This window comes from Rothia sp. HMSC064D08 (assembly GCF_001809525.1).
Lineage (GTDB): Bacteria > Actinomycetota > Actinomycetes > Actinomycetales > Micrococcaceae > Rothia > Rothia dentocariosa.
Window position 1 is genome coordinate 233,384 of sequence record NZ_KV797900.1, and the last position, 20,418, is coordinate 253,801.

Annotated in this window: 18 protein-coding genes and 1 riboswitch; of the genes, 17 read left to right on the forward strand and 1 reads right to left on the reverse strand. The window is 49.6% G+C overall.

Features of this window, described 5'->3' with window-relative positions; all coding sequences use genetic code 11:
- Positions 1 to 67: 67 nt before the first annotated feature.
- From lepB to fabF, 11 genes are all read left to right on the forward strand, one after another.
- Positions 68 to 1,195, forward strand: a complete 1,128-nt coding sequence (lepB, locus tag HMPREF2625_RS07830) for a signal peptidase I (RefSeq protein ID WP_070523685.1) — start codon at positions 68 to 70, stop codon at positions 1,193 to 1,195.
- Between the two features lie 165 nt (positions 1,196 to 1,360).
- Complete coding sequence (locus HMPREF2625_RS07835) at positions 1,361 to 2,155, forward strand: ribonuclease HII (protein WP_070523688.1); 795 nt, start codon at positions 1,361 to 1,363, stop codon at positions 2,153 to 2,155.
- Positions 2,155 to 2,490: a DUF2469 domain-containing protein gene (locus HMPREF2625_RS07840; RefSeq protein ID WP_013398957.1), complete on the forward strand. Its 336-nt coding sequence runs from the start codon at positions 2,155 to 2,157 to the stop codon at positions 2,488 to 2,490. Before HMPREF2625_RS07835 ends, HMPREF2625_RS07840 begins: the two co-directional genes overlap by 1 nt.
- 279 nt (positions 2,491 to 2,769) lie before the next feature.
- Positions 2,770 to 3,216 carry a YraN family protein gene (locus HMPREF2625_RS07845; protein ID WP_238789094.1) on the forward strand — a complete coding sequence of 149 codons (447 nt, stop codon included), beginning with the start codon at positions 2,770 to 2,772 and terminating at the stop codon, positions 3,214 to 3,216.
- Positions 3,216 to 4,760, forward strand: a complete 1,545-nt coding sequence (locus tag HMPREF2625_RS07850) for a YifB family Mg chelatase-like AAA ATPase (protein WP_013398958.1) — start codon at positions 3,216 to 3,218, stop codon at positions 4,758 to 4,760. Before HMPREF2625_RS07845 ends, HMPREF2625_RS07850 begins: the two co-directional genes overlap by 1 nt.
- A gap of 50 nt (positions 4,761 to 4,810) precedes the next feature.
- Entirely contained in the window at positions 4,811 to 6,295 is a 1,485-nt protein-coding gene (dprA, locus tag HMPREF2625_RS07855) for a DNA-processing protein DprA (protein WP_246826752.1), read from the forward strand.
- 60 nt (positions 6,296 to 6,355) lie between these two features.
- The gene (locus HMPREF2625_RS07860; RefSeq protein ID WP_083295647.1) at positions 6,356 to 7,426 is read left to right on the forward strand and encodes a tyrosine recombinase XerC; all 1,071 of its coding nucleotides are present in this window, start codon (positions 6,356 to 6,358) and stop codon (positions 7,424 to 7,426) included.
- 294 nt (positions 7,427 to 7,720) lie between these two features.
- Positions 7,721 to 8,620 (forward strand): ACP S-malonyltransferase, encoded by a 900-nt coding sequence (locus HMPREF2625_RS07865; protein WP_070523690.1) that lies wholly within the window; start codon positions 7,721 to 7,723, stop codon positions 8,618 to 8,620.
- Positions 8,621 to 8,676: 56 nt separating this feature from the next.
- A complete protein-coding gene (locus HMPREF2625_RS07870; protein ID WP_004004540.1) occupies positions 8,677 to 9,702 on the forward strand; it encodes a beta-ketoacyl-ACP synthase III in 1,026 nt (341 codons plus the stop codon).
- 203 nt (positions 9,703 to 9,905) lie between these two features.
- Positions 9,906 to 10,148, forward strand: coding sequence for an acyl carrier protein (locus HMPREF2625_RS07875; protein ID WP_004004541.1), 243 nt, complete (start codon positions 9,906 to 9,908; stop codon positions 10,146 to 10,148).
- Positions 10,149 to 10,236: 88 nt separating this feature from the next.
- Positions 10,237 to 11,505: a beta-ketoacyl-ACP synthase II gene (gene fabF / locus HMPREF2625_RS07880; RefSeq protein WP_070523692.1), complete on the forward strand. Its 1,269-nt coding sequence runs from the start codon at positions 10,237 to 10,239 to the stop codon at positions 11,503 to 11,505.
- A gap of 208 nt (positions 11,506 to 11,713) precedes the next feature.
- On the opposite strand, the gene HMPREF2625_RS07885 is transcribed toward fabF, so the two are convergent.
- Positions 11,714 to 13,189: a GH25 family lysozyme gene (locus HMPREF2625_RS07885; protein WP_070523695.1), complete on the reverse strand. Its 1,476-nt coding sequence runs from the start codon at positions 13,187 to 13,189 to the stop codon at positions 11,714 to 11,716.
- Between the two features lie 480 nt (positions 13,190 to 13,669).
- A riboswitch (FMN riboswitch) is annotated at positions 13,670 to 13,809 on the forward strand.
- Between the two features lie 123 nt (positions 13,810 to 13,932).
- Here HMPREF2625_RS07885 and pnuC point away from each other — a divergent pair.
- The 6 genes from pnuC to HMPREF2625_RS07915 all read left to right on the forward strand — a co-directional run bounded on the left by pnuC (position 13,933) and on the right by HMPREF2625_RS07915 (position 20,414).
- Positions 13,933 to 14,652, forward strand: coding sequence for a nicotinamide riboside transporter PnuC (pnuC, locus tag HMPREF2625_RS07890; RefSeq protein ID WP_070523699.1), 720 nt, complete (start codon positions 13,933 to 13,935; stop codon positions 14,650 to 14,652).
- Positions 14,649 to 15,896 carry a bifunctional diaminohydroxyphosphoribosylaminopyrimidine deaminase/5-amino-6-(5-phosphoribosylamino)uracil reductase RibD gene (gene ribD / locus HMPREF2625_RS07895; RefSeq protein WP_070523702.1) on the forward strand — a complete coding sequence of 416 codons (1,248 nt, stop codon included), beginning with the start codon at positions 14,649 to 14,651 and terminating at the stop codon, positions 15,894 to 15,896. Before pnuC ends, ribD begins: the two co-directional genes overlap by 4 nt.
- A 192-nt stretch (positions 15,897 to 16,088) precedes the next feature.
- Positions 16,089 to 17,366, forward strand: a complete 1,278-nt coding sequence (gene ribB, locus HMPREF2625_RS07900; protein WP_070523706.1) for a 3,4-dihydroxy-2-butanone-4-phosphate synthase — start codon at positions 16,089 to 16,091, stop codon at positions 17,364 to 17,366.
- Complete coding sequence (locus tag HMPREF2625_RS07905; RefSeq protein ID WP_070523711.1) at positions 17,363 to 18,118, forward strand: GTP cyclohydrolase II; 756 nt, start codon at positions 17,363 to 17,365, stop codon at positions 18,116 to 18,118. The genes ribB and HMPREF2625_RS07905 overlap by 4 nt, the downstream gene beginning before the upstream one ends.
- Before the next feature lie 90 nt (positions 18,119 to 18,208).
- On the forward strand, positions 18,209 to 18,682 hold the full coding sequence (gene ribH / locus HMPREF2625_RS07910) for a 6,7-dimethyl-8-ribityllumazine synthase (protein ID WP_048779800.1): 474 nt from the start codon (positions 18,209 to 18,211) through the stop codon (positions 18,680 to 18,682).
- A 139-nt stretch (positions 18,683 to 18,821) separates the two neighbouring features.
- Positions 18,822 to 20,414: an anthranilate synthase component I gene (locus HMPREF2625_RS07915; RefSeq protein WP_070523714.1), complete on the forward strand. Its 1,593-nt coding sequence runs from the start codon at positions 18,822 to 18,824 to the stop codon at positions 20,412 to 20,414.
- Positions 20,415 to 20,418: the final 4 nt, after the last annotated feature.

Below are 20,418 nucleotides of genomic sequence, written 5' to 3' on the forward strand. Positions count from 1 at the left end.
ACTGCATTTGAAGGGCAGACACCTATACAATAGCTAAGAACCATTCGCCCCTAGAAAGGTCTTCGATATGGCTAACCAGTACGGCTCATCACGTTCATCACGCGATGAGAACTCCGTCCCAGCTAACTATCAGCCGCGGAGTCGCCGTGAGCGCCGGGAGCTTGAAGAGCGCCTGGTCTATGAAGAACAAGAACAGTCGTACATTGAGTCGCAAGAAGATCCAGAGGGCGAGTATACGGATTATGCTTATGAAGACGAGCAGGATGTGTATGAACCGGAAGAATACGATGCCTCAGAGTATGTGGAATACCCGGAATATGAGGAAGAACCAGTAGATTTCGAGGAAGCCTCAGCTGAATATGACGATTATCCTTCCGAATATGATGGTAATGATGAGGCAGAATATACGGAAGACATAGAAGCTGATGAGGAAGAACCGGAGACAGAGCCTGCTCCAGCTCTCAGCGCTAAAGAAGAAAAGAAGCGAAGGAAAAAAGAGAAACAGGCTTTGACCCTCAAACAGGCGCAAGCCGAGGGCCGAGTAAGTGAATGGGCTTGGACTCAAGTTCGTGAAACAGGCACGATCATCCTTTATGCTCTGATTATCGCTTTCGTTATTAAAACATTCCTGATTCGCGGCTTTTACATTCCCTCAGGGTCTATGGAAAATACTCTGCAGGTTAACGATCGGGTCTTCATCAACGTTGCCGGGTCGTATTTCAATGACCCCAAACGTGGTGATGTTGTTGTCTTCAAAGACTCACAGGGCTGGATTCCCTCAGGGCAGAAGAGCTCCAACCCCATTTCCGATGGACTTACCTTTGTTGGTATCCTACCCGACACATCCTCAAACTACCTGGTGAAACGAGTTATCGGTCTGCCTGGTGATACGGTAGAAAGTGACGGCAGCGGAAAGATCAAGGTCAACGGTGTTGAGATCACGGAACCCTATCTACACCCCGGATCAAACCCCTCAGACATTCCCTTTAAGGTGACGGTACCCGAAGGAAAGTATTTTATGATGGGTGACCACCGCGATAACTCTGCCGATTCCAGGTTTCACATTGCCGACGGGCACGCCTTCATCCCACGAGATGACATAGCGGGAACAGTTTTCGTGATTGCCTGGCCGCTGAACCACTTCGGAATGTTGGATGACGAAAAGAAGGTCTTCGACTCGGTCCCTAACCCGTAATTGACCAGTGTGAACATATTGCCCATCCACGAGGTGGAATAGGAAGAAAAACCTATTCCACCTCGTGCCTATAAAATGGGTATACCTCATATACACGATGTTTATATAGGCGATACCAAAGCCCCTCGTCCGTTGGCATTTTCACGTGGAAAGATAAGACTAAACATGCATAGCGCGAATCTTGAGCATGAACAAAAACTCTTTACCGCAGGGTATCGCTTGATCGCTGGTCTCGACGAAGTCGGGCGTGGAGCATTAGCAGGCCCCGTAAGCGTAGGTGTTGCCGTGTTAGACCAACAAAATCAGCGGATACTTGAAGGACTCACGGATTCAAAAGCTCTAACCCCAAAACGCCGTGAAGCTCTCATACCGCGTATCCAAAAATGGTGTTCCTACGCTATTGGGCACGCTACACCCGCCGAAATAGACGTTTTAGGAATGACCTACGCACTACGACTGGCGGCGCAGCGAGCGCTCGCCGATCTGGCGTATCGAGGTTTATACCCTGAGGCCGTACTTTTGGATGGGAAACATGATTGGCTCAGCCCTCAGCCTGCGAACCTGCTCGATTCTATAGACCCTGTATACCGTCGGTATGAGGAATTGCTTCACCGTGTATGGAACGGTGCTAACTCGGCCGTAGAAAAAGGTTGGATTGGTCCAGTCACCACGATTATTAAGGGTGATTATCAGTGTGCTTCTATAGCTGCCGCCTCGGTGGTTGCCAAAGTCGATCGTGATGCCTTTATGGAATCCTTATCGGCAGAGAACCCACACTACGGCTGGGCGAAGAACAAGGGGTATGGGTCTGTGGCGCATCGTCAGGCTATTAGCGAGTATGGACCTAGTATTTATCATCGTCTTTCATGGTCGTTACCGGCTACAGAAGAGCAACTGACGAATACACGTATCGGTCGCAGCGAAGTATTGAAAGTTTCGGGGGAAGACGGGGAAAGTTAATGAGTGCAGAAGAACTGGAAAACTATGAGACCGATGCTCAACTAGCATTGTACCGGGAGTACCAAGATGTTATGTCGCTATTTAGCTATGCCGTTGAAACGGACCGCCGGTTTTATCTCGCAAATAAGGTCGATGTAACGCCTCAGATCCGCGAGGGAACCATATATTTTGAGGTCGTGATGAATGATGTGTGGGTGTGGGATGTTTTTCGCACTAATCGGTTCGTCAAGAATGTTCGAGCTTTTTCGACTCGTGACGTAAATGTTGAAGAACGGCTACCAAATCAGGACTTTACGGTGCCAGAAATTGCTGATCTCCCCGATGATTTAGGATAAAAGCGACCGTAGCGCGGCAAAAGACTGAGCTTAATATAGCGGTTTATAGTCGGCTCTCAGACTCAAATTTTTGGGGTTAATGGGAAGTTTTTCGTATAAATCGCTGTGGATAACAAAGAAAAGTGTCCCTCTCCCTTAGGTTTTCCACAAATCTCAGAGTAGAGCCCGCGTACTATGGATACAGCGGTCATAGTAGAGGCAAGAACATCTGCTATGCGCCAAGAATCTGGGGAGCTAGTGAGCTTCGCATGAGTTTTGGTGTTCTCATGAGGAGCCACTATGACCGCTATAACGTCGCGCACGCCATCGAGCCGCACGCTGGGAAAGCCAAGCTGGATTCGTAGACCTGCGAAGGCACATCGGGTGGGGCGCTGGGGCGAAGACCTAGTTGCCCAGATTCTTAGTGTTAATGGGTACCGGATTCTGGAACGTAACTGGCGTCCGCCCGCAGGGCTAGATATTCCGTTGCGGGGAGAGCTAGATCTTATTGCTATTACTCCCCAGGACGAGCTGGCTTTTGTCGAAGTTAAAACTCGATCCTCAGAAGAGTACGGGCATCCTTTTGAAGCTATCAATGGTGATAAGGCTAAACGCACACGTGAACTCGCTATACTATGGTGTCGTCTACGCGAGAACCTTGATTTTGGGCATTTTCGTGTTGATGCTATTGCGGTGACAGGAACTCCTGAAAAGTTCACCTTCGAACACTTGATGGGGGTGGCGTAGTGGGGTTTGCACGTACGTACTCTGTAGCTTTGGTTGGGCTTCACGGTCATATCGTTGATGTTGAAGCGGATGTCTCTCAAGGGCTTCCTGGATTTGTGCTCTTGGGCCTTCCCGATACAGCTCTTAACGAATCTAAAGAGCGTGTTCGCTCTGCCGCTAAGAACTCGGGTATTTCGTTAACACAGCACAGGCTCACCATTAATCTGACACCCGCAACACTGCCTAAGCGTGGCTCTGGGTTTGATCTTGCGATGGTAATCGCGGCTCTGCAAGCTGAACGAAATTTACATCCTAGCGGCGATTGCGTTTTTCTTGGGGAGCTAGGGCTAGACGGCTCTTTACGGTCTGTTCCTGGCATACTGCCAGCTGTAAAAGCTGCCGCTGATGCGGGGCACTCGCGCGTAGTGGTGCCCCATGCCAACGTTGCAGAGGCATCGTTAATTCCGGGAATTCAGGTTGCCGGATTTCGGTGTTTGGCAGAAGTATTTTCTGCTTTCGGAGCGAGCATAGAGAACCTGAAATATCCACCAGCGCCGGTTGAGTCGATGACTCCGAATCCTTCTGCGCATACTGCGGTATTAGCTGATATGTCTGATGTTGCGGGGCAACAACAGGGAAGATTTGCCCTCGAAATTGCTGCCGCCGGGGGACATCATATTTTGCTGCAGGGTCCTCCCGGATCTGGGAAAACAATGCTGGCAGAGCGGCTTCCTACTATTCTGCCGCTTCTTGATGATGAAGCAGCTATGGAGGTAACAGCGATTCAATCGCTCTGCTCATCGGACGCATCTTTGAGCGAACTAGTGCGTATACCGCCTTTTGAAGCTCCGCACCATAGCGCATCTGCACCCGCTATTTTGGGAGGAGGCAGCGGAATACCGCGACCGGGTTGCGTTTCAAAAGCCCATCGCGGAGTACTTTTTCTGGACGAAGCTCCAGAGTTTAAACGTACAGTGCTCGATTCGTTGCGCCAGCCTTTGGAGAGCGGAGAAATAGTTCTTGATCGAGCTGCGGCCTCAGCAATTTACCCGGCCCGGTTTCAATTAGTTCTTGCTGCTAACCCTTGCCCTTGTGGAATGAACGTAGGTACCGGTGCTGATTGCACCTGTACCCCTCGTGAGCGACGCTCATATTTCAGCCGTTTATCGGGACCACTTCTTGACCGTATAGACCTCAATCTGATGGTTCCTAAAGTATCCTCCGCCGAGCTTGCCAGCCAAGAACGCGGGGAAAGTTCTCGTAGCATTCGAGAAAGGATTATCACAGCTCGTGCTGCCCAGGTGGAAAGATTATCTCCCTATGGGTTACGGGTTAACGCTGAGACGAATGGAAAAATTCTACGCGGACCGCTTCGACTGAACTCAACCTTGGTACAAGGTCTTAACCGAGCCGTAGACCGGGGCACTTTAACAGCGCGCGGATACGATCGCGTGTTACGCACCGCATGGACTCTGAGCGACCTAGACGGCACGACCTCACCCCAACAGGAACATCTTGATGTGGCTTTATTCCTGCGGCAGCAGGGTGGGCATCAAGGGCTATAAAAATTATCCACGTTGATGGAATAAACGAGCATAGTGAAGAGAGAACTATCATGCCAGACGTACTTTTAGACGTAGAAAACCATACATATTTTCAACAGCTAATGATGTATCGCCGGAAAGAGCTTGAAAGCCTAGACCAAGCGTACATCCCGGAACCTTTTGAAAGTTCAACACCGTTTCAGTGGCGAATAAATGCGAAGTTGCAGGATGAAGAAGCCGAGCTGCTATTTGAGGAAAACCTGGAACCGGAAGAACGGATACGCCAGGTGCGAGCCTATATTCGGTTATGTACCGCCCTTATTATGCGCTTTGCTGATCCTGCGGACCCTCTGATCGTTGAGGGACTAAAAACTTTGGGGGCTCCACTTACTTTGTATTGCGTGACTAATCCGGAAGGAATGACGGAAACGTGGTGGAATGGGGGAGAACCCAGCGAAGAAATTGCCGATGTACTTCGTGCCGCTGGGGCCAGTTATACACCCGGTCAGCATTCCATGAGCTATGAGGACTTTACTCGTGGTATCGCAAAGAAGCGTAGGAGATGGCAGGGACGTCAGCGATTTGAACCTCGACGTGAATGCGCTATGGCGGTATCTTGCGACATATGGCTTGTAACCCCTGTTGATGATTTTTGGCCTAACCACCTGCAAGATTTAGGGGATGAAACTCCGTATGGTCTGTGGGGCAAGGGTGATCCCGCAAAATTACGGATACTAACAGAGTATTTTCAGAAATGTGTTGCGGTCGTTGGTTCGCGCGATGCGAGTGTGTACGGGGCTGATGCAACATCATATTTAGTACATGAATTAGCGCAGAAGAGTCACATTATTATCTCCGGTGGGGCTTATGGCATTGATGTGGCTGCCCATCGTGCTGCGCTTGCCGCAGGAAATTCTGCGGTTCCTACGATTGCGCTCATGGCTGGAGGCCTGGATCATTTCTATCCCGTGCAGAACAGTGAGATTTTGCACCGTATTGTGGAGGAAGGTCTTATTCTGAGCGAAGTATCTATTGGAAATACACCCACACGGTGGAGATTCCTAGAGCGTAACCGTCTTATTGCCGCCCTTTCACACGACATTGTGGTGGTGGAAGCACGTTGGAGGTCGGGCGCCCTCAACACCGCCCGGCATGGTCTTGAAATTGGACGAGAACTTTGGGCTGTTCCAGGGAATATTAACTCTCCGAACTCTGTAGGTTGTCACAGGCTTATTCGGGATGGCTATGCTCGTATCCTGAGCGAGATACAAGATATTCTGGAAGCTCGTGAAGGGTTCGATGCTCTGCAGGAAGAAAAGCAAAGTCATGATCACGAGCAAAGTACAATTCTCGATACCATGTCGGAGGCGCAGGGACGGCTTTGGGACATGATGTCCCCGCGGGCCTATCGATCGGCGGAAGAACTTGCGGGCCACATCGGCTTGCCTTTGCGCGGTACTATGGTAGAACTGAGCCAGTTGGCGCAACAAGGTCTGGCAGAAACCGATGGGTTCGGGTGGCGTAAAATACGGCAGGCAGCTCGCTCAGCATCATAGCTTAGTACATGGACTTGCTAACCTCGCAGAAGAGATAGGGGCAGAAAGGAGGAAGGCGAAATGACAGCCGCATTTTGGGATGATAATAAAGAGCTTTCAAAGACTTTACCTATGCCCGATGCAGTTCTACCGGAAAGTTCATTAGCCCCTACCCTCCCCATGTCAGCAAGCCAGCAGGACTCCACCCCAGACCTTGCTCCCGCCTTATCTGGAGAAGTATTTTTACCTATTGTCGAGCATTTCGAACGTTATCTCAGGTACGAGAAGTATCGTTCCGAAGAGACTATCCGATCGTACATATCTGATCTCTGCGGGTTTTTCGGCTTTATCGGACGACGAGGAATTAGCCGTGTTGAAGATGTAAACCTGCAGCTTATCCGTGAATGGCTGGGGTCTATGCACCTAAAACAAAATGCCAAGACAACTGTAGCTCGACGTGGTTCGACCCTGCGCACTTTTTTCAGCTGGGCTCATGAGGAAGAACTTATCACAGAAAATCCTACCCGGGGAATGAGTACGCCTAAGCGTGACCGACATCTTCCTGCTGTCCTGAGCCAGGAACAGATGAGCTCCGTTTTGGACACCGTAGCATTGCGATGCCGCGAAAATCCGCAGGATATCCGGATGCTGAGGCTTTGGGCTGTTCTAGAGGTTCTGTACTCATCGGGTATGCGTATCTCAGAACTTACAGGCTTGAATCTATCGAGTATAGACCGAGCTAATAAGACGGTTCGCGTTATCGGTAAAGGTAATAAAGAACGTGTTGTACCATTGGGGACCCCCGCGATGAAAGTTCTTTCACAGTGGGTCAAAATAGGGCGCCCGTATTGGATAGCCAAAGGTTCACGCGATGTAACTGCCCTGTTTATAGGGCCACGCGGCAAACGTGCAAACCCTCGGCAAATTCGTGAAGATATTAGCCGAATCCTACGTACACTTGAGAATACCGAGGTTTCAGGGGCACATGTGCTTCGTCATTCTGCTGCAACTCATCTTGTTGACGGAGGGGCAGATATTCGTACCGTTCAAGAGCTGTTAGGGCACGCATCGCTTTCAACGACACAGATCTATACCCATGTCTCCATGAAACGTTTAGCAGATACCTATACTCGTGCTCATCCGCGAGCTTGATTGTACGTAAGCGGAAAAGGCTATTGAAGTTTTTCGTGTGCCCGCCCTGCGCGGTAAGCGAAAAATGATGACGTTACAAGAAGCAACTGATACCTAGAAGGCATAAGATATCAAGACCAATATCCAGCGGAGCCTGTGGTGGGCGCTTATGGAATATACCGGCTAGGACAAAAGATGAGTAGAATATCTCTGGAGCGTTTATCATAATATGTGGCATTTTGAGCTACTCCGTACGATGATAAAGCGATAGAATACTATACGCGAGAGCGTCATGAGCTATTTGAAAGGTCAAGAATGTACGCTATTGTCTGCCCCGGTCAAGGATCTCAAAAAAAAGGCTTTCTCACTCCTTGGCTTGAGATGGTTGGAGTTCGGGAACACCTTGAGCGTCTCTCACAAGCAGCAGAGCTTGACCTTATCCATTACGGCACCGAAGCCGAGGAAGAAGCTATTAAAGACACCGCTATTGCACAGCCTTTGATTGTTGCTGCAGGTATTGTCACCGGGCGTCTAACGCTTGCTCGTCTAGGATCAGAGAATCTACTTTTCGCAGGGCACTCCGTAGGAGAAATTACAGCAGCTGCGCTTTCTGGAATTCTTAGCGATGAAGATGCTATGCGTTTTATTCGCGTTCGTGCCACCGGCATGGCCCAAGCCGCCGCTGCATCCCCAACCGGTATGGCAGCAGTCCTGGGCGGCGATGAAGAAGAGGTTCGTGAAGCAATTAAAGCGGCGCAGCTAGTTGCAGCCAACTCCAATGGCGGTGGACAAATCGTTGCAGCAGGCGCACTTGACGATCTTGAAAAATTCACTGAGAATCCACCGGCGCGTACTCGTGTTATTCCGCTTAAAGTTGCTGGTGCCTTTCACACAGAAGCTATGGCCCCGGCCGTGGAACCACTCAAGAAATTTGCAGACACGATCACGGTTGAAGATCCAAAGCACAAAATTTTGAGTAATCGCGATGGCTCTGTGGTTGCTTCCGGACAGGAATTTCTCGATTCTCTCGTCAAGCAGGTTACAAACCCTGTTCGGTGGGATCTGTGTATGGCTCAGATGTTGCAAGACGAAGTCACCGATATTATTGAGGTAACACCTGCAGGAACCCTCGTCGGATTGGCAAAACGCGCAATGCGTGGTGTACCTTTCACCGCCGTTAATGCTCCTGAAGACCTCGAAAAATTTGGTGTATAGGTTTAAGGCGTATCAAATCAGACCCACGAAGAAACAGCTCAAGGAACAGTAAACACGTGACTACCCTCAAACAATATGAGAACAATCGTTACTCCCGCATTTTAGGCTATGGGGCTTCCCGTGGTGAGGTGATTGTTCATAATAACGATATCGTTGAAGCTATCAACTCGTCTGATGAGTGGATTAAGCAGCGTACTGGGATTTCAACCCGACATCGAGCTAGCGAAAACCAAACCGTTAATGACCTTGCAATCGCAGCAGCTCATGATGCGCTCGCCAACTCACACGTGACGGGTGAACAGATTGATGCCGTTATTATCTCAACAATTTCCCATCCGTATGCTACTCCGTCACTAGCTGTTCTGGTTGCGGATGCCATTGGGTCTCGGTGTCCTGCTTACGATATTTCTGCGGCCTGCGCTGGCTTCTGCTACGGCATAGCTCAGGCAGATGCTATGGTTCGTTCTGGTATGGCGCAGAATGTTCTCGTGATAGGCGTTGAAAAACTCTCAGATTTTATAGATAATACGGAACGTTCTATCTCATTCTTATTGGGAGATGGAGCGGGTGCGGCTGTTGTCAGCGTATCGGACGAACCCGGCATCGCCCCGACTATTTGGGGGTCAGACGGTTCTCGTTGGGGGACTGTTGGAATGACCCATTCCCTCCTCGATATCCGTAACCGTGACTTTGTCGCTAACCCTGTGCAGGAAGACGAAAAGATTTGGCCTACTCTGCGTCAAGATGGACCTTCAGTCTTCCGCTGGGCCGTGTGGGAAATGGCAAAAGTTGCACAGCAGGCTTTAGAATCGGCAGGTATTACTCCGGATGAGCTGGGTGCATTAATTCCGCATCAGGCTAATGCTCGCATTATCGATCAGATGGCAAAAACCCTGAAATTGCCTGAAAATGTCGCTATTGCGCGAGATATTGCTGATGCTGGTAACACGTCTGCCGCCTCCGTTCCTTTGGCAGCGCATCGTCTTTTGCAGGAACAGCCTGAACTTTCTGGAAAATTTGCACTACAGATTGGTTTTGGGGCCGGTCTTGCATATGCGGCACAGGTTGTTGTTCTTCCGTAAGTTATCGAGATCACTCTTAAGGTATCTGAATATACCTTTTATGAAATAGCTCAAATTCGTACCTGCAAACACTAGATTTTATAGTACGAATTTGAAAAACTCGGGGTTATTGTGTGAGATACTTACACAGACACGATAAACTCGATTATGCACATGCTCTTAACCAGGAGCGTGCTACCACTTCTATGACAAAGGAGCCCTTCATGGCTAACAAAGAAGAGATCCTCGCAGGTCTTGCTGAGATTGTAAACGAAGAGACCGGTGTTGAAGTTGAAGATGTTCAGCTGGATAAGTCCTTCACCGAAGACCTCGATATTGACTCTATCTCGATGATGACTATCGTAGTGAACGCTGAGGAAAAGTTCGAAGTTACTATTCCAGACGAAGAGGTCAAGAACCTCAAGACTGTTGGTGACGCAGTAGACTTTATCGCAAAAACAGCCTAAATTAGGCTGCCGACGGTGGGCGCGGGCAAGTAACCGCGCCCACCTGTCTAGTTTCACCCTCCACCGATATAACCAAGAAAGTGTGAAGATGTCTCGAAAAGTGTTGGTGACCGGTCTCGGCGCAACCACTCCTATTGGCGGCGACGTCCCCACCACCTGGGCAAATGCGCTTAAAGGCGTCTCGGGTATCACTAAAATTGATGAGCCCTGGGTAGAAGAATACAGTCTGCCTGTTTACATCGCTGGGCGCCTCGTAGAGCCTGCTCACGAGTCAGAACGACTCACCAAAGTTGAAGCAAAGCGCTTAGATCCTTCAGGACAGCTAGCACTTATCGCTGCTCGTGAAGCCTGGGAAGATGCTGGTTTTTCGGGTTCCGACGCTGAATCCGCAGAAGAAGTTGATCCCTTACGCACCGGTGTAGCATTTGGTACTGGTATCGGTGGTGTGTGGACCCTGCTTGATGCATGGGATACATTGCGTGAGAAAGGACCTCGAAGGGTTCTTCCCATGACAGTTCCCATGTTAATGCCTAACGGCAACGCAGCCGCTGTGTCGATGAACCTGAAAGCGCGCGCCGCTGCTCAAACTGTCGTATCTGCCTGTGCTTCTTCAACGGAAGCTATGGAGCTGGGGGTCGATATGATTCGCACAGGTAAAGCAGATGTGGTTGTTGTCGGCGGTTCCGAAGCAGCAATTCATCCTCTTCCTTTAGCGGCCTTTGCGCGTATGCAGGCGTTGTCATCGCGTAACGATGACCCCGAAAAAGCCTCACGCCCTTATGATATGGATCGTGACGGATTTGTGATGGGTGAAGGCGCTGCGGCTATGATTCTTGAGTCAGAGGAGCATGCCCGAGCCCGTGGAGCGCGAGTCTATGCCGAGCTAGCAGGTACCGGTGTCTCTGCTGATGCCTTCCATATAACCGCTCCCGATCCTGATGCTCTAGGAGCCACACGAGCTCTGCGTGAAGCACTCAAAGATGGGGATATTGATCCTGCTACAGTTGTGCATATTAACGCACACGCAACTTCAACTCCTGCGGGGGATCTACCGGAAGCAACTGCTATGCATGCTACTTTCGGTGAGCATACAAAGAATATTGCTGTTTCTGCAACCAAGTCTATGACGGGGCATCTTTTGGGTGGTGCAGGAGCCCTTGAAGCAGTGCTTACCGTATTGGCGATTTACAACCGCAAAGCTCCGGCTACTATTAATCTGGAAAACCAAGATCCGCAGATTGATCTTGACATTGTGACACAGGCACGGGAGCTTCCTGAAGGAGAGATTGTTGGTATCTCGAATTCCTTCGGCTTTGGTGGACATAACGCAGTCGTCGCGTTCCGTTCTGTTGAGTAACTCTGCATAATACTGCATTGGGGTCTTCTCAGGAATTACCTGAGAAGACCCTTTTCGTATCTGTGTACAGCTGAAGCCACGAAAAACAGTGAGGTATGCATACTTAACGCAACTGTCATATCTGAAAATACCACGGGTAATAATAAAGGGAGGATTCCCCACAGTTTTGTGGGGAATCCTCCCTGATTATTAATGAGAAGCGACTATTTTACTTGTGCTTATAGCGGTAGATAAACGCTGCCATTGCGCCCCGTTCAACAGGTTGCCAAGGACGGAAGGTGCCATCAGCCCAACCGGTAGCGATACCAGTACCTTTAAGCCACATAATTTCTCGATAGAATTGATTATTTGCTCCAACATCTGAGAAATTACGGCCTGCGGGCACCGCTGGCTTCCCCGCAAAACGGTAGAAGAAAGCTGCCATCGCATCGCGGTTGACACTATCGTGCGGACGGAAGGTGCCATCAGCCCAACCGGTAGCGATACCTTGCTGATGCATCCAGACAATTTCGCGATAGAACTGGTCTTGAGGCGCTACATCGCGGAAAGGTGAACGTGCTGGAAGATTAACCGGGGGAGAGCCAGCCATACGGTAGAAATAAGCTGCCATCGCAGCGCGTTCTACACCTGCGTCCGGTCGGAAAGTGCCATCCGGCCAACCGGTAGTAATTTTCTCGTTGGCTAACCATTCAATTTCTTTATAGAAAGGCGAGCTCTGCGGAACATCTCGGAACCGGGTCTTAGGAGCCGTTTCTACTCGGGGCGCGGGTTGAGGATGCCATGAACGGTTCTTTGCCCCCGCGTTGGTGGCTAGTGCACGTAAATCGTGAACCGTACCTGGGAAGAAATTCGAGTCTCCAACGAAAGGTCCTTCAGAAGAGAACTGCCAGATATCGTAATTACCCCATCCGGCTGGCATAGGACCGGGATAGTAGTTGTAATTTGCCAGATGCAGGAGGCGGTTACCGAACTCTGTTGCGCCTACGCATTGCCTCCACCAGTAATTAGCGGTATAAATCATAGGATATCGACCGGTGAGGCTGCGGTAGGTCTCCATGAAATCACGAATCCACCGAGTGAGACCGGCACTGCTCATGTTGTAGCAGGTGTTGCCAAGACTCGGATATGGGTTGTATTCAATATCGAGTAGGCCGGGCATTGTAATTCCGTCGTTACTCCATCCACCGCCATGTCTGACGAAATAGCGTGCCTGTTCAGCTCCAGAGGTGGAGCGTGGGTTGGCAAAATGATAGGCACCACGAATCATGCCCGACTGTGCGGAACCGTTGTATTGCTGAGCAAAGTAAGGGTTAGTGTAATAGTTACCCTCTGTTGCTTTTGTGTATGCAAAACGGGAGCCCATATTATATGCACGGTTCCAGTCTACGTTTCCTTGGTATGAAGAAACGTCCATACCAAGGGTCCCACCTGTGGGAGTCCACATGGAAGTGGCATTAGGGGAGATCTTGCCAAGAGTTGAGGATTGCGACTCTGCAAGGCGAGCTCGCTCACCTGCACCCATTGGAGTATTCATTTCCTCGCGAGCGGGAATTTGAGCTGTAGCAGAAGCATCAGAAGTATTTTCATGAGCTACTGCCGGGCTTATAGTCCCTAAAGCCAGCACCATAGCGCCAACGGCTGCTAGGGTCTTTGAAACAGACTTTTGCCGGTTAAAAAGTTTCATGTTTACCTGCAATTTTATTTAGTTGTGTATGTGAGAGTGATATGTGTTGTGCATGATTTAAAAATGCGAAGAATATTTTTCGATTCTTAAAAATGCACTGCAGATCATGCTTCTCAAAGGAAGCGTGAACGAAGAGTATTCTAAAAATAATTTCCTATAAATTTCAAGTATTCAACCCTTTGTAGCGTGTTTTTGCGGTAGTATGAGTATTTTTTAAGTGTCAAGTATTAAAATATCTGATACCCCAGGATGAATATCATTAAATTGTATGTTAAACCTCATATGTGGTTGAAAAGTTTATATTTTTCAATATAAACAGGCAAGGAGAACAGTAAATTCTATTTGAGGGTACGTAATGTCTAAATCACAAAATTAAGGGTAAAGAAATTGACATATCTTTAGCCCATACTGTGATAGTGCTGGTGCCTTCCTCAAGACCTGCTTTTGGCGATCATGCGTGGTATGCCATAATTGACCCGTAATCGTGCTCCGGGGTCGGTGAAATTCCGAACCGGCGGTGACAGTCCGCGAACCGTGCGTATCAGTTATTGTGATGCTTACGGCCGAACCGGTGAAACTCCGGTACCGACAGTACAGTCTGGATGGTAGGCAGCACGAGCAGAAAGCACGGGATGCGGTCACGGTATATATTCGAAACCGTCATCTAATGTTCCAACAATTGCTGGAATCAATGCATTTTGTTCTCCCCGGAGTCGCCGCAATGACGATGAAAGGGAGGAACAGTGAGCGTTCTGCGGTGGCTCTTCGACGCACAAATACAGTTTGGAGACCAGATTCTTCTTGTACGCGAAGTTTTAGGTAACCTTTTCGGTTTAGCCTCAGCTTTGGGCGGAATGCGCCGTAAAGTCTGGGCATGGCCGATCGGTATAGCCGGAAATCTGCTGCTTTTTACCGTGTTTATGGGTGCCTTCTTCGGCAGCCCCAACCCCATTAATATGCTTGGTCAGGCTGGGCGCCAGATTATGTTCATAACTGTTTCTGTGTGGGGCTGGTATCGTTGGCGGCAGTCCTGCAGAGCTCAAGGAACGCGTGCCGAGGGAGCAGCGGTAATTCCCCGATGGGCATCCGGGCTGGAACGTCTTGGCATTATCTCTGTACTTATTCTTGGCACTGTAGCGTTAACCCCAATATTTCGCGCTCTCGGATCATATGAGCCTGTATGGTCAGATGCCTGGATTTTTATTGGCTCGCTTTTAGCGACCTATGGAATGGCGCGAGGATGGGTAGAATTCTGGCTAATTTGGGTCGCTGTTGATATTGTTGGTGTTCCGCTGCTTTGGAGCGCAGGCTATTATGCCACATCGCTGATGTATGTTTTCTATGGATGCTTCACCCTCGTGGGATTCTTCGTATGGTGGAGTACTCGGAACCGTGAAGAAAAAACCCGAGTTCAAACGCAATTTCCAGATATTACTGTTGACGTGGAATCGAGCAAATCATGACAACGTATCTAGGTCCTGAGATGTATACGCCCGTAAATGACCTTGACTATTCTGCTGCGGAGTACGGACATCTTCAAGGAATACCTGCTTCGGTAACCATGAAGATCCCTGAAGGGGCATTGACCGATGATTGTGCTATGCGTTTAGCTTTAAAAGCCGCTCGTCAGGGTATACGAGGGGCTAATCCACTTGTGGGGGCAATTATTACAAACTCCACCGGTCAAGTACTGCATGTTGGATGGCATCGCGGGGCAGGAACACCTCATGCTGAAGCTGATGCCCTAGCTCAAGCCCGCGCGGCTGGCACGGATATGAGCGATGCAAAAATGTATGTTTCGCTAGAGCCCTGCAATCATACAGGCAAAACCGGTCCATGCTCGCATGCTATCAAAGAAGCTGGAATTTCTCAGGTCTTTTATGCATATCCAGATAGGAGCGCTCAGGCTTCTGGCGGAGCAGAATATTTACGCTCTCACGGAATTGTAACAACGTATATGCGAGAATTTGCTGAGGACTCGTACGCGCTAAATGAACGATGGTTTATTTCGGTCGCAGAAAAACGACCATTTATTACCGTTAAATCTGCTTCAACTCTTGACGGTTTTATCGCGGCAGCAGACGGCACCAGTAAATGGATAACTGGTTCACAAGCACGTGCTGATGGGCATCTCATCCGAAAACGCGCAGACGCCGTGATGATCGGAACCCGCACTACACTCCTTGATAATCCCTCACTAGATGCCCGTGATATCTCAGGGCAACGCTACAAGAAACAGCCTTTACGGGTTGTCATGGGAGAAACAGATATACCAAGCACCTATAAAGTGTGTGGTCTAGGTACAAGAGACCCAGAAAATTACATGCAGGTTTACACTCATGAGCCCCGAGTCCTTCTTGACGAACTTTACAGTCGTGGGGTGCGACACCTCATGATTGAGGGAGGACCGGGAATGGTTGGCCTATTTACCGGGGAAGATCTTCTTGACGAACTTGTTTGGTACCGCGCTCCTATACTCATGGGGCACGGTAAAAGTGCAATGTACCGACTTATTACCAACACGTTGGAAAATGCCCCTCGTCTGCAGCTTGATGATCTTGGGATGTTTCCATCAGTCCGGGTCTTAGGCGAAGACACCGCAACGCACCTGATACCAAGCCCCCGTAGCACTGCAAAAAATACACCGGGTATTCGTCGTGTACTTCCACGTTTCACGCACAAATATTTTCCAGAATCACGAGAATAAAAACTACAAAAGTTTATGCATAATTCCTGGAAACAAAGTGTAGGAAAGGGAACATCATCTTTGAGATCGTTCCGGTATGCACCTGCACGATATTTCGGGGAATAAAAGACTCATCTTTATAGTTATAGTGCAAGTATCGTAGCGGCATCTGAATTCCATCCCGGTGCAGCTGCCACAGAGGAGAAGACACACATGTTTACAGGAATTATTGGTGCGCTAGGTACCGTTGAGTCCGTCCAACCAGTCTATGACGCTCAAGGGACTTCGACCGGAGCTGCATATATCACTATTAACGCTGGTGATATTGTCTCTGACTTGGATCATGGAGGATCCCTAGCTGTCAACGGTGTATGTCTAACTGCCGTCGATGAGGATAGCATTGAACCGCAGCAATTTCGCGCTTATGCCATGGGGGAGACGCTCACTCGGACCAATTTAGGCACACTAACTCAAGGATCGATCGTTAACCTTGAACGGTGCATGCCTGCCAACGGAAGGTTTGACGGACACGTAGTCCAGGGACACGTAGATGGTATCGCGACGGTTACATCAATAACTGAACATGATGCGTGGTGCACTATTCGTTTTTCCATTCCTCAAGAACTTGCTCCGTATCTGGTTGAGAAGGGTTCTATTGCCGTCTCTGGCGTATCGCTGACAGTAACAGCAGTTTCTGCCTCTGCTGAGAGCGCTCCTTGGTTTGAAGTCGGTTTGATTCCTGAAACTCTTAGCGCAACTAATCTAGGGCAGCTTACCGTAGGAGACACTGTCAATCTTGAAACAGACGCACTCGCTAAATATGTAGCCCGGTTGATGGAAATGAGAAATGTAGATTTCCATGAAACTTCCGTAGTTGCACAAGAGCTGGATTCTATTCAGGAGGCCATTGAGGCTATCTCCGCCGGTCGAGCTGTAGTTGTAGTGGATGATGAAAACCGTGAAAATGAGGGAGATATAATTTTTGCGGCTGAATATGCTACAGAAGAACTCATGGGATTTACTATCCGCTATACTTCCGGAGTGATATGTGCTCCAATGAGTCACGAACGCGCAGACAGCATGAACTTGCCGCCGATGACCGCGCACAATGAAGATCCTAAAGGTACTGCATATACGGTTTCTTGCGATGCGCGTGTAGGAACCACAACAGGTATTAGTGCTGCCGATCGGGCTTGTACAGCGAGAGTTCTTGCGGATAGCTCGGCGGTTCCTGAAGATTTGAGCCGTCCGGGGCATATATTTCCCTTGCGTGCTGTAGCTGGTGGGGTATTGGAACGTGCTGGGCATACCGAAGCGGCCGTAGAACTTACCCGTGCGGCCGGTCTTTCGGGCGTAGGCGTTATTGCCGAGCTTGTTCATGATGATGGAAGCATGATGCGCTTTGAAGCATTGCGCTCTTTTGCAGCTGCGCACAGCCTCCCCATGATTTCGATCGAAAACCTTATTCAGTATGTGAAGGAACGAGCATGAGTGATACCCCAGAAAAGCAGAGCACTCAGCACAAGCACATACCCTCAGAGCTCGAATTCGAGAAACGCGATCTTGCTGAGAGATTTGCCCACCGGTACACAGCTTCGCCTTTAGACTTAGTGCCTCATCCCAGCCCGCAACTGGTGGAATCGACCGTTGAGGTTATTGTTCCTACACCCCATGGAAACTTTGGGGTACGTGCTTGGCGGTTTGCCGATGGTGCTGAGCATATGAGCATTCGTGCTTTAGACACCCAAGGGAACCCTATTGCATTTTCGGGAGAAGCTCAGATTCCCGCAGTGCGAATCCACTCCGAATGTGCTACTGGAGATATTCTGGGCTCCTTCCGATGCGACTGTGGTCAGCAGCTTGAGAATGGGTTAAAAATTCTCTCGCGTTATGGTGGTTGGATGCTCTATGTTCGCAATCATGAAGGGCGAGGTATTGGGCTTGTAAATAAGCTGCGAGCCTATGCACTTCAAGACGCTGGCCTTGATACCCTAGACGCAAATTTAGCGCTTGGCTTAGACGAAGATATGCGTGATTACACACAGGCGGCACTTATTCTGCAAGAACTCGGGGTTCATAAACTGCGACTTATCACAAATAATCCAGCAAAGGTTGACGCGCTGACCGAGCTGGGGCTTGAAGTACATGAGGTAATTCCTGACGAAATTCCGGCGCGCGCTGAGAACGTCAAATACCTTGAAACAAAACGTCGGCGCATGGGGCATAGGCTCCATGGCGCCTAGTATTATAGTTCTTCTGGCTGATAACAGCTTGCTGTGTGGTCAGAGGACGACTTTGCGATATAAACCAACGACACCAAGGAGTTAAGAAATATGAGCGGCGCAGGAGCAGCAGATACCACTCTCAATCCTGAGGACTACACTGGATTCAAACTAGCTATTGTCGCGGCAAGCTGGCACACTCAGGTCATGGAAGGGTTACTCGATGGGGCGCAGCGCGCCGCTGCTGATGCGGGGCTGGAGCCGACTATTGTGCGTGTTCCGGGGACTTTTGAACTACCTGTTGCAGCAACCCGTCTTGCCGAAAAATACGATGCGATTGTTGCTCTCGGCGTTGTTATTCGCGGTGGAACTCCTCACTTTGACTTCGTATGTCAGGGCGCTACGAGTGGTCTGACCGATGTTTCCGTGCTGACTGGTCGCCCGGTCGGTTTCGGGGTACTCACCTGCGATAATGAACAACAAGCTCTAGACCGTGCCGGACTTCCTGGTTCCTCTGAAGACAAAGGCTATGAGGCAACGGCGGCAGCTTTGCAAACCGCAGCGACTCTCAAACGACTGAGCTAATTAACAGCGCGAAGTGTCAATTCTGATACTTCGCGCTGTTTGTTCAAACCACTGTTAGATGTGGTGGAACTTGTACACTAATACGAGAGCCCCAGGCAACAGTTTGGGCATCAGCAATCGAGCACGAAGGATTAGTCCTATGCAGGATTTGGGCATTATCTCACCCTCTCTTGAAGAATTCCGGGAACGCGCGGTGACTCACCGAGTTATTCCGGTGTGCATCAAAATTCTTGCAGACTCGCTCACACCCATTGGTATTTATCGTTCGCTGGTTCTACATGATGGTGCCGCTGATCCTGGAACTTTTTTGCTTGAATCGGCTAAGATCGCGACCGAGGGGGAATCGGCAGCTTGGGACCGGTATTCTTTTATCGGCGCTTCTTCTCGTTCAACCCTGACCACACGAGACGGCAAGATATATTGGCAAGGGCAAACTCCGGCGGGAGCCCCAACAGAAGGCGACCCCGTTGGAGCTATCGATCAAACCCTTCGTATGCTTCATACTGAACCGGTTCCTGGCCTTCCACCGTTAACATCGGGGTTGGTAGGTTACTTGGGCTGGGACGTAGTACGCCGCTGGGAGAACCTGCCGTATCCGCCAGCTGATGATGTGAATCTCCCAGAATTTGCCTTGAACATGGTTTCTGACATGGCAATCCATGATAATACTGACGGTACAGTGCTCTTGATCGCAAATGCCATTAACTTCAACGGTACCAATGAAAATGTGGATGATGCATACGTCGATGCGGTCGAACGTCTGCACCGTATGCTGCAGCAGCTAGAACAGGGTGCCTCTGAAACGGCATCGGTTTTAACCGGCGTTTCTGAGGTAAATGATCGAATTCATCGTGAGGTTATTCAAACCTGGTCAGTGCAAGGCTATCAAGACGCAATTGATCGGTGTAAGAAAAATATTATTGATGGCGACGTCTTTCAGATCGTGATCTCACGTCGTTTTGAAATTGAAACTGGCGCGGATGCGCTTGACGTCTATCGCATCCTTCGTCAATCTAACCCTTCACCCTACATGTACCTCTTTAACTTTGAGGATGCTGAGGGTATTCCTTTCCAAATTGTTGGTTCTTCCCCAGAAGCCTTGGTGACCCTCAAGGAGGGTCGTGCGACTTCGCATCCTATCGCTGGTTCCCGGCCTCGCGGTGCAACTCGTGAACAGGATATAGCTCTTGCTGAAGAGCTTCTTGCCGATCAAAAAGAGCGCTCTGAGCATTTGATGCTGGTTGATTTGGCGCGTAATGATCTGTCTCGAATTGCAAAGCCTGGAACGGTCTCTGTTGATGAGTTCATGGTGATTGAGCGGTTTAGCCATATCATGCATATTTCTTCCTCAGTGAGTGCTGAACTTGACCCTCAATTCAGTGCTTACGATGTACTTCGCGTTGCTTTTCCGGCGGGGACTCTCTCGGGGGCTCCCAAACCGCGGGCCATGCAGCTTATCGACGAGTATGAGCCGACCCGCCGTGGGGTTTATGGGGGTGTCTGCGGATATTTTGATTTTGCTGGGAACATGGATATGGCTATTGCAATTCGTACTGCTGTTCTCAAGGGAACAAAAGCTTATGTACAGGCTGGAGCCGGTATTGTGATGGACTCCAACCCGGAGTGCGAGACTGAAGAGACCGTAAATAAGTCAGCTGCTCCGCTCCGTGCTGTATTGACGGCATCGGGCCTGAAACCTCTGCAGACAAAACGCATTACCACAGTAGATTAAGAAC

Bases quoted from the DNA above. Each gene is read 5' to 3' on its own strand.
- lepB (WP_070523685.1), top strand. From the start codon at position 68: ATGGCTAACCAGTACGGCTCATCACGTTCATCACGCGATGAGAACTCC.
- HMPREF2625_RS07835 (WP_070523688.1), top strand. From the start codon at position 1,361: ATGCATAGCGCGAATCTTGAGCATGAACAAAAACTCTTTACCGCAGGG.
- HMPREF2625_RS07840 (WP_013398957.1), top strand. From the start codon at position 2,155: ATGAGTGCAGAAGAACTGGAAAACTATGAGACCGATGCTCAACTAGCA.
- HMPREF2625_RS07845 (WP_238789094.1), top strand. From the start codon at position 2,770: ATGACCGCTATAACGTCGCGCACGCCATCGAGCCGCACGCTGGGAAAG.
- dprA (WP_246826752.1), top strand. From the start codon at position 4,811: ATGCCAGACGTACTTTTAGACGTAGAAAACCATACATATTTTCAACAG.
- HMPREF2625_RS07860 (WP_083295647.1), top strand. From the start codon at position 6,356: ATGACAGCCGCATTTTGGGATGATAATAAAGAGCTTTCAAAGACTTTA.
- HMPREF2625_RS07865 (WP_070523690.1), top strand. From the start codon at position 7,721: ATGTACGCTATTGTCTGCCCCGGTCAAGGATCTCAAAAAAAAGGCTTT.
- HMPREF2625_RS07875 (WP_004004541.1), top strand. From the start codon at position 9,906: ATGGCTAACAAAGAAGAGATCCTCGCAGGTCTTGCTGAGATTGTAAAC.
- fabF (WP_070523692.1), top strand. From the start codon at position 10,237: ATGTCTCGAAAAGTGTTGGTGACCGGTCTCGGCGCAACCACTCCTATT.
- HMPREF2625_RS07885 (WP_070523695.1), bottom strand. From the start codon at position 13,189: ATGAAACTTTTTAACCGGCAAAAGTCTGTTTCAAAGACCCTAGCAGCC.
- ribD (WP_070523702.1), top strand. From the start codon at position 14,649: ATGACAACGTATCTAGGTCCTGAGATGTATACGCCCGTAAATGACCTT.
- ribB (WP_070523706.1), top strand. From the start codon at position 16,089: ATGTTTACAGGAATTATTGGTGCGCTAGGTACCGTTGAGTCCGTCCAA.
- HMPREF2625_RS07905 (WP_070523711.1), top strand. From the start codon at position 17,363: ATGAGTGATACCCCAGAAAAGCAGAGCACTCAGCACAAGCACATACCC.
- ribH (WP_048779800.1), top strand. From the start codon at position 18,209: ATGAGCGGCGCAGGAGCAGCAGATACCACTCTCAATCCTGAGGACTAC.
- HMPREF2625_RS07915 (WP_070523714.1), top strand. From the start codon at position 18,822: ATGCAGGATTTGGGCATTATCTCACCCTCTCTTGAAGAATTCCGGGAA.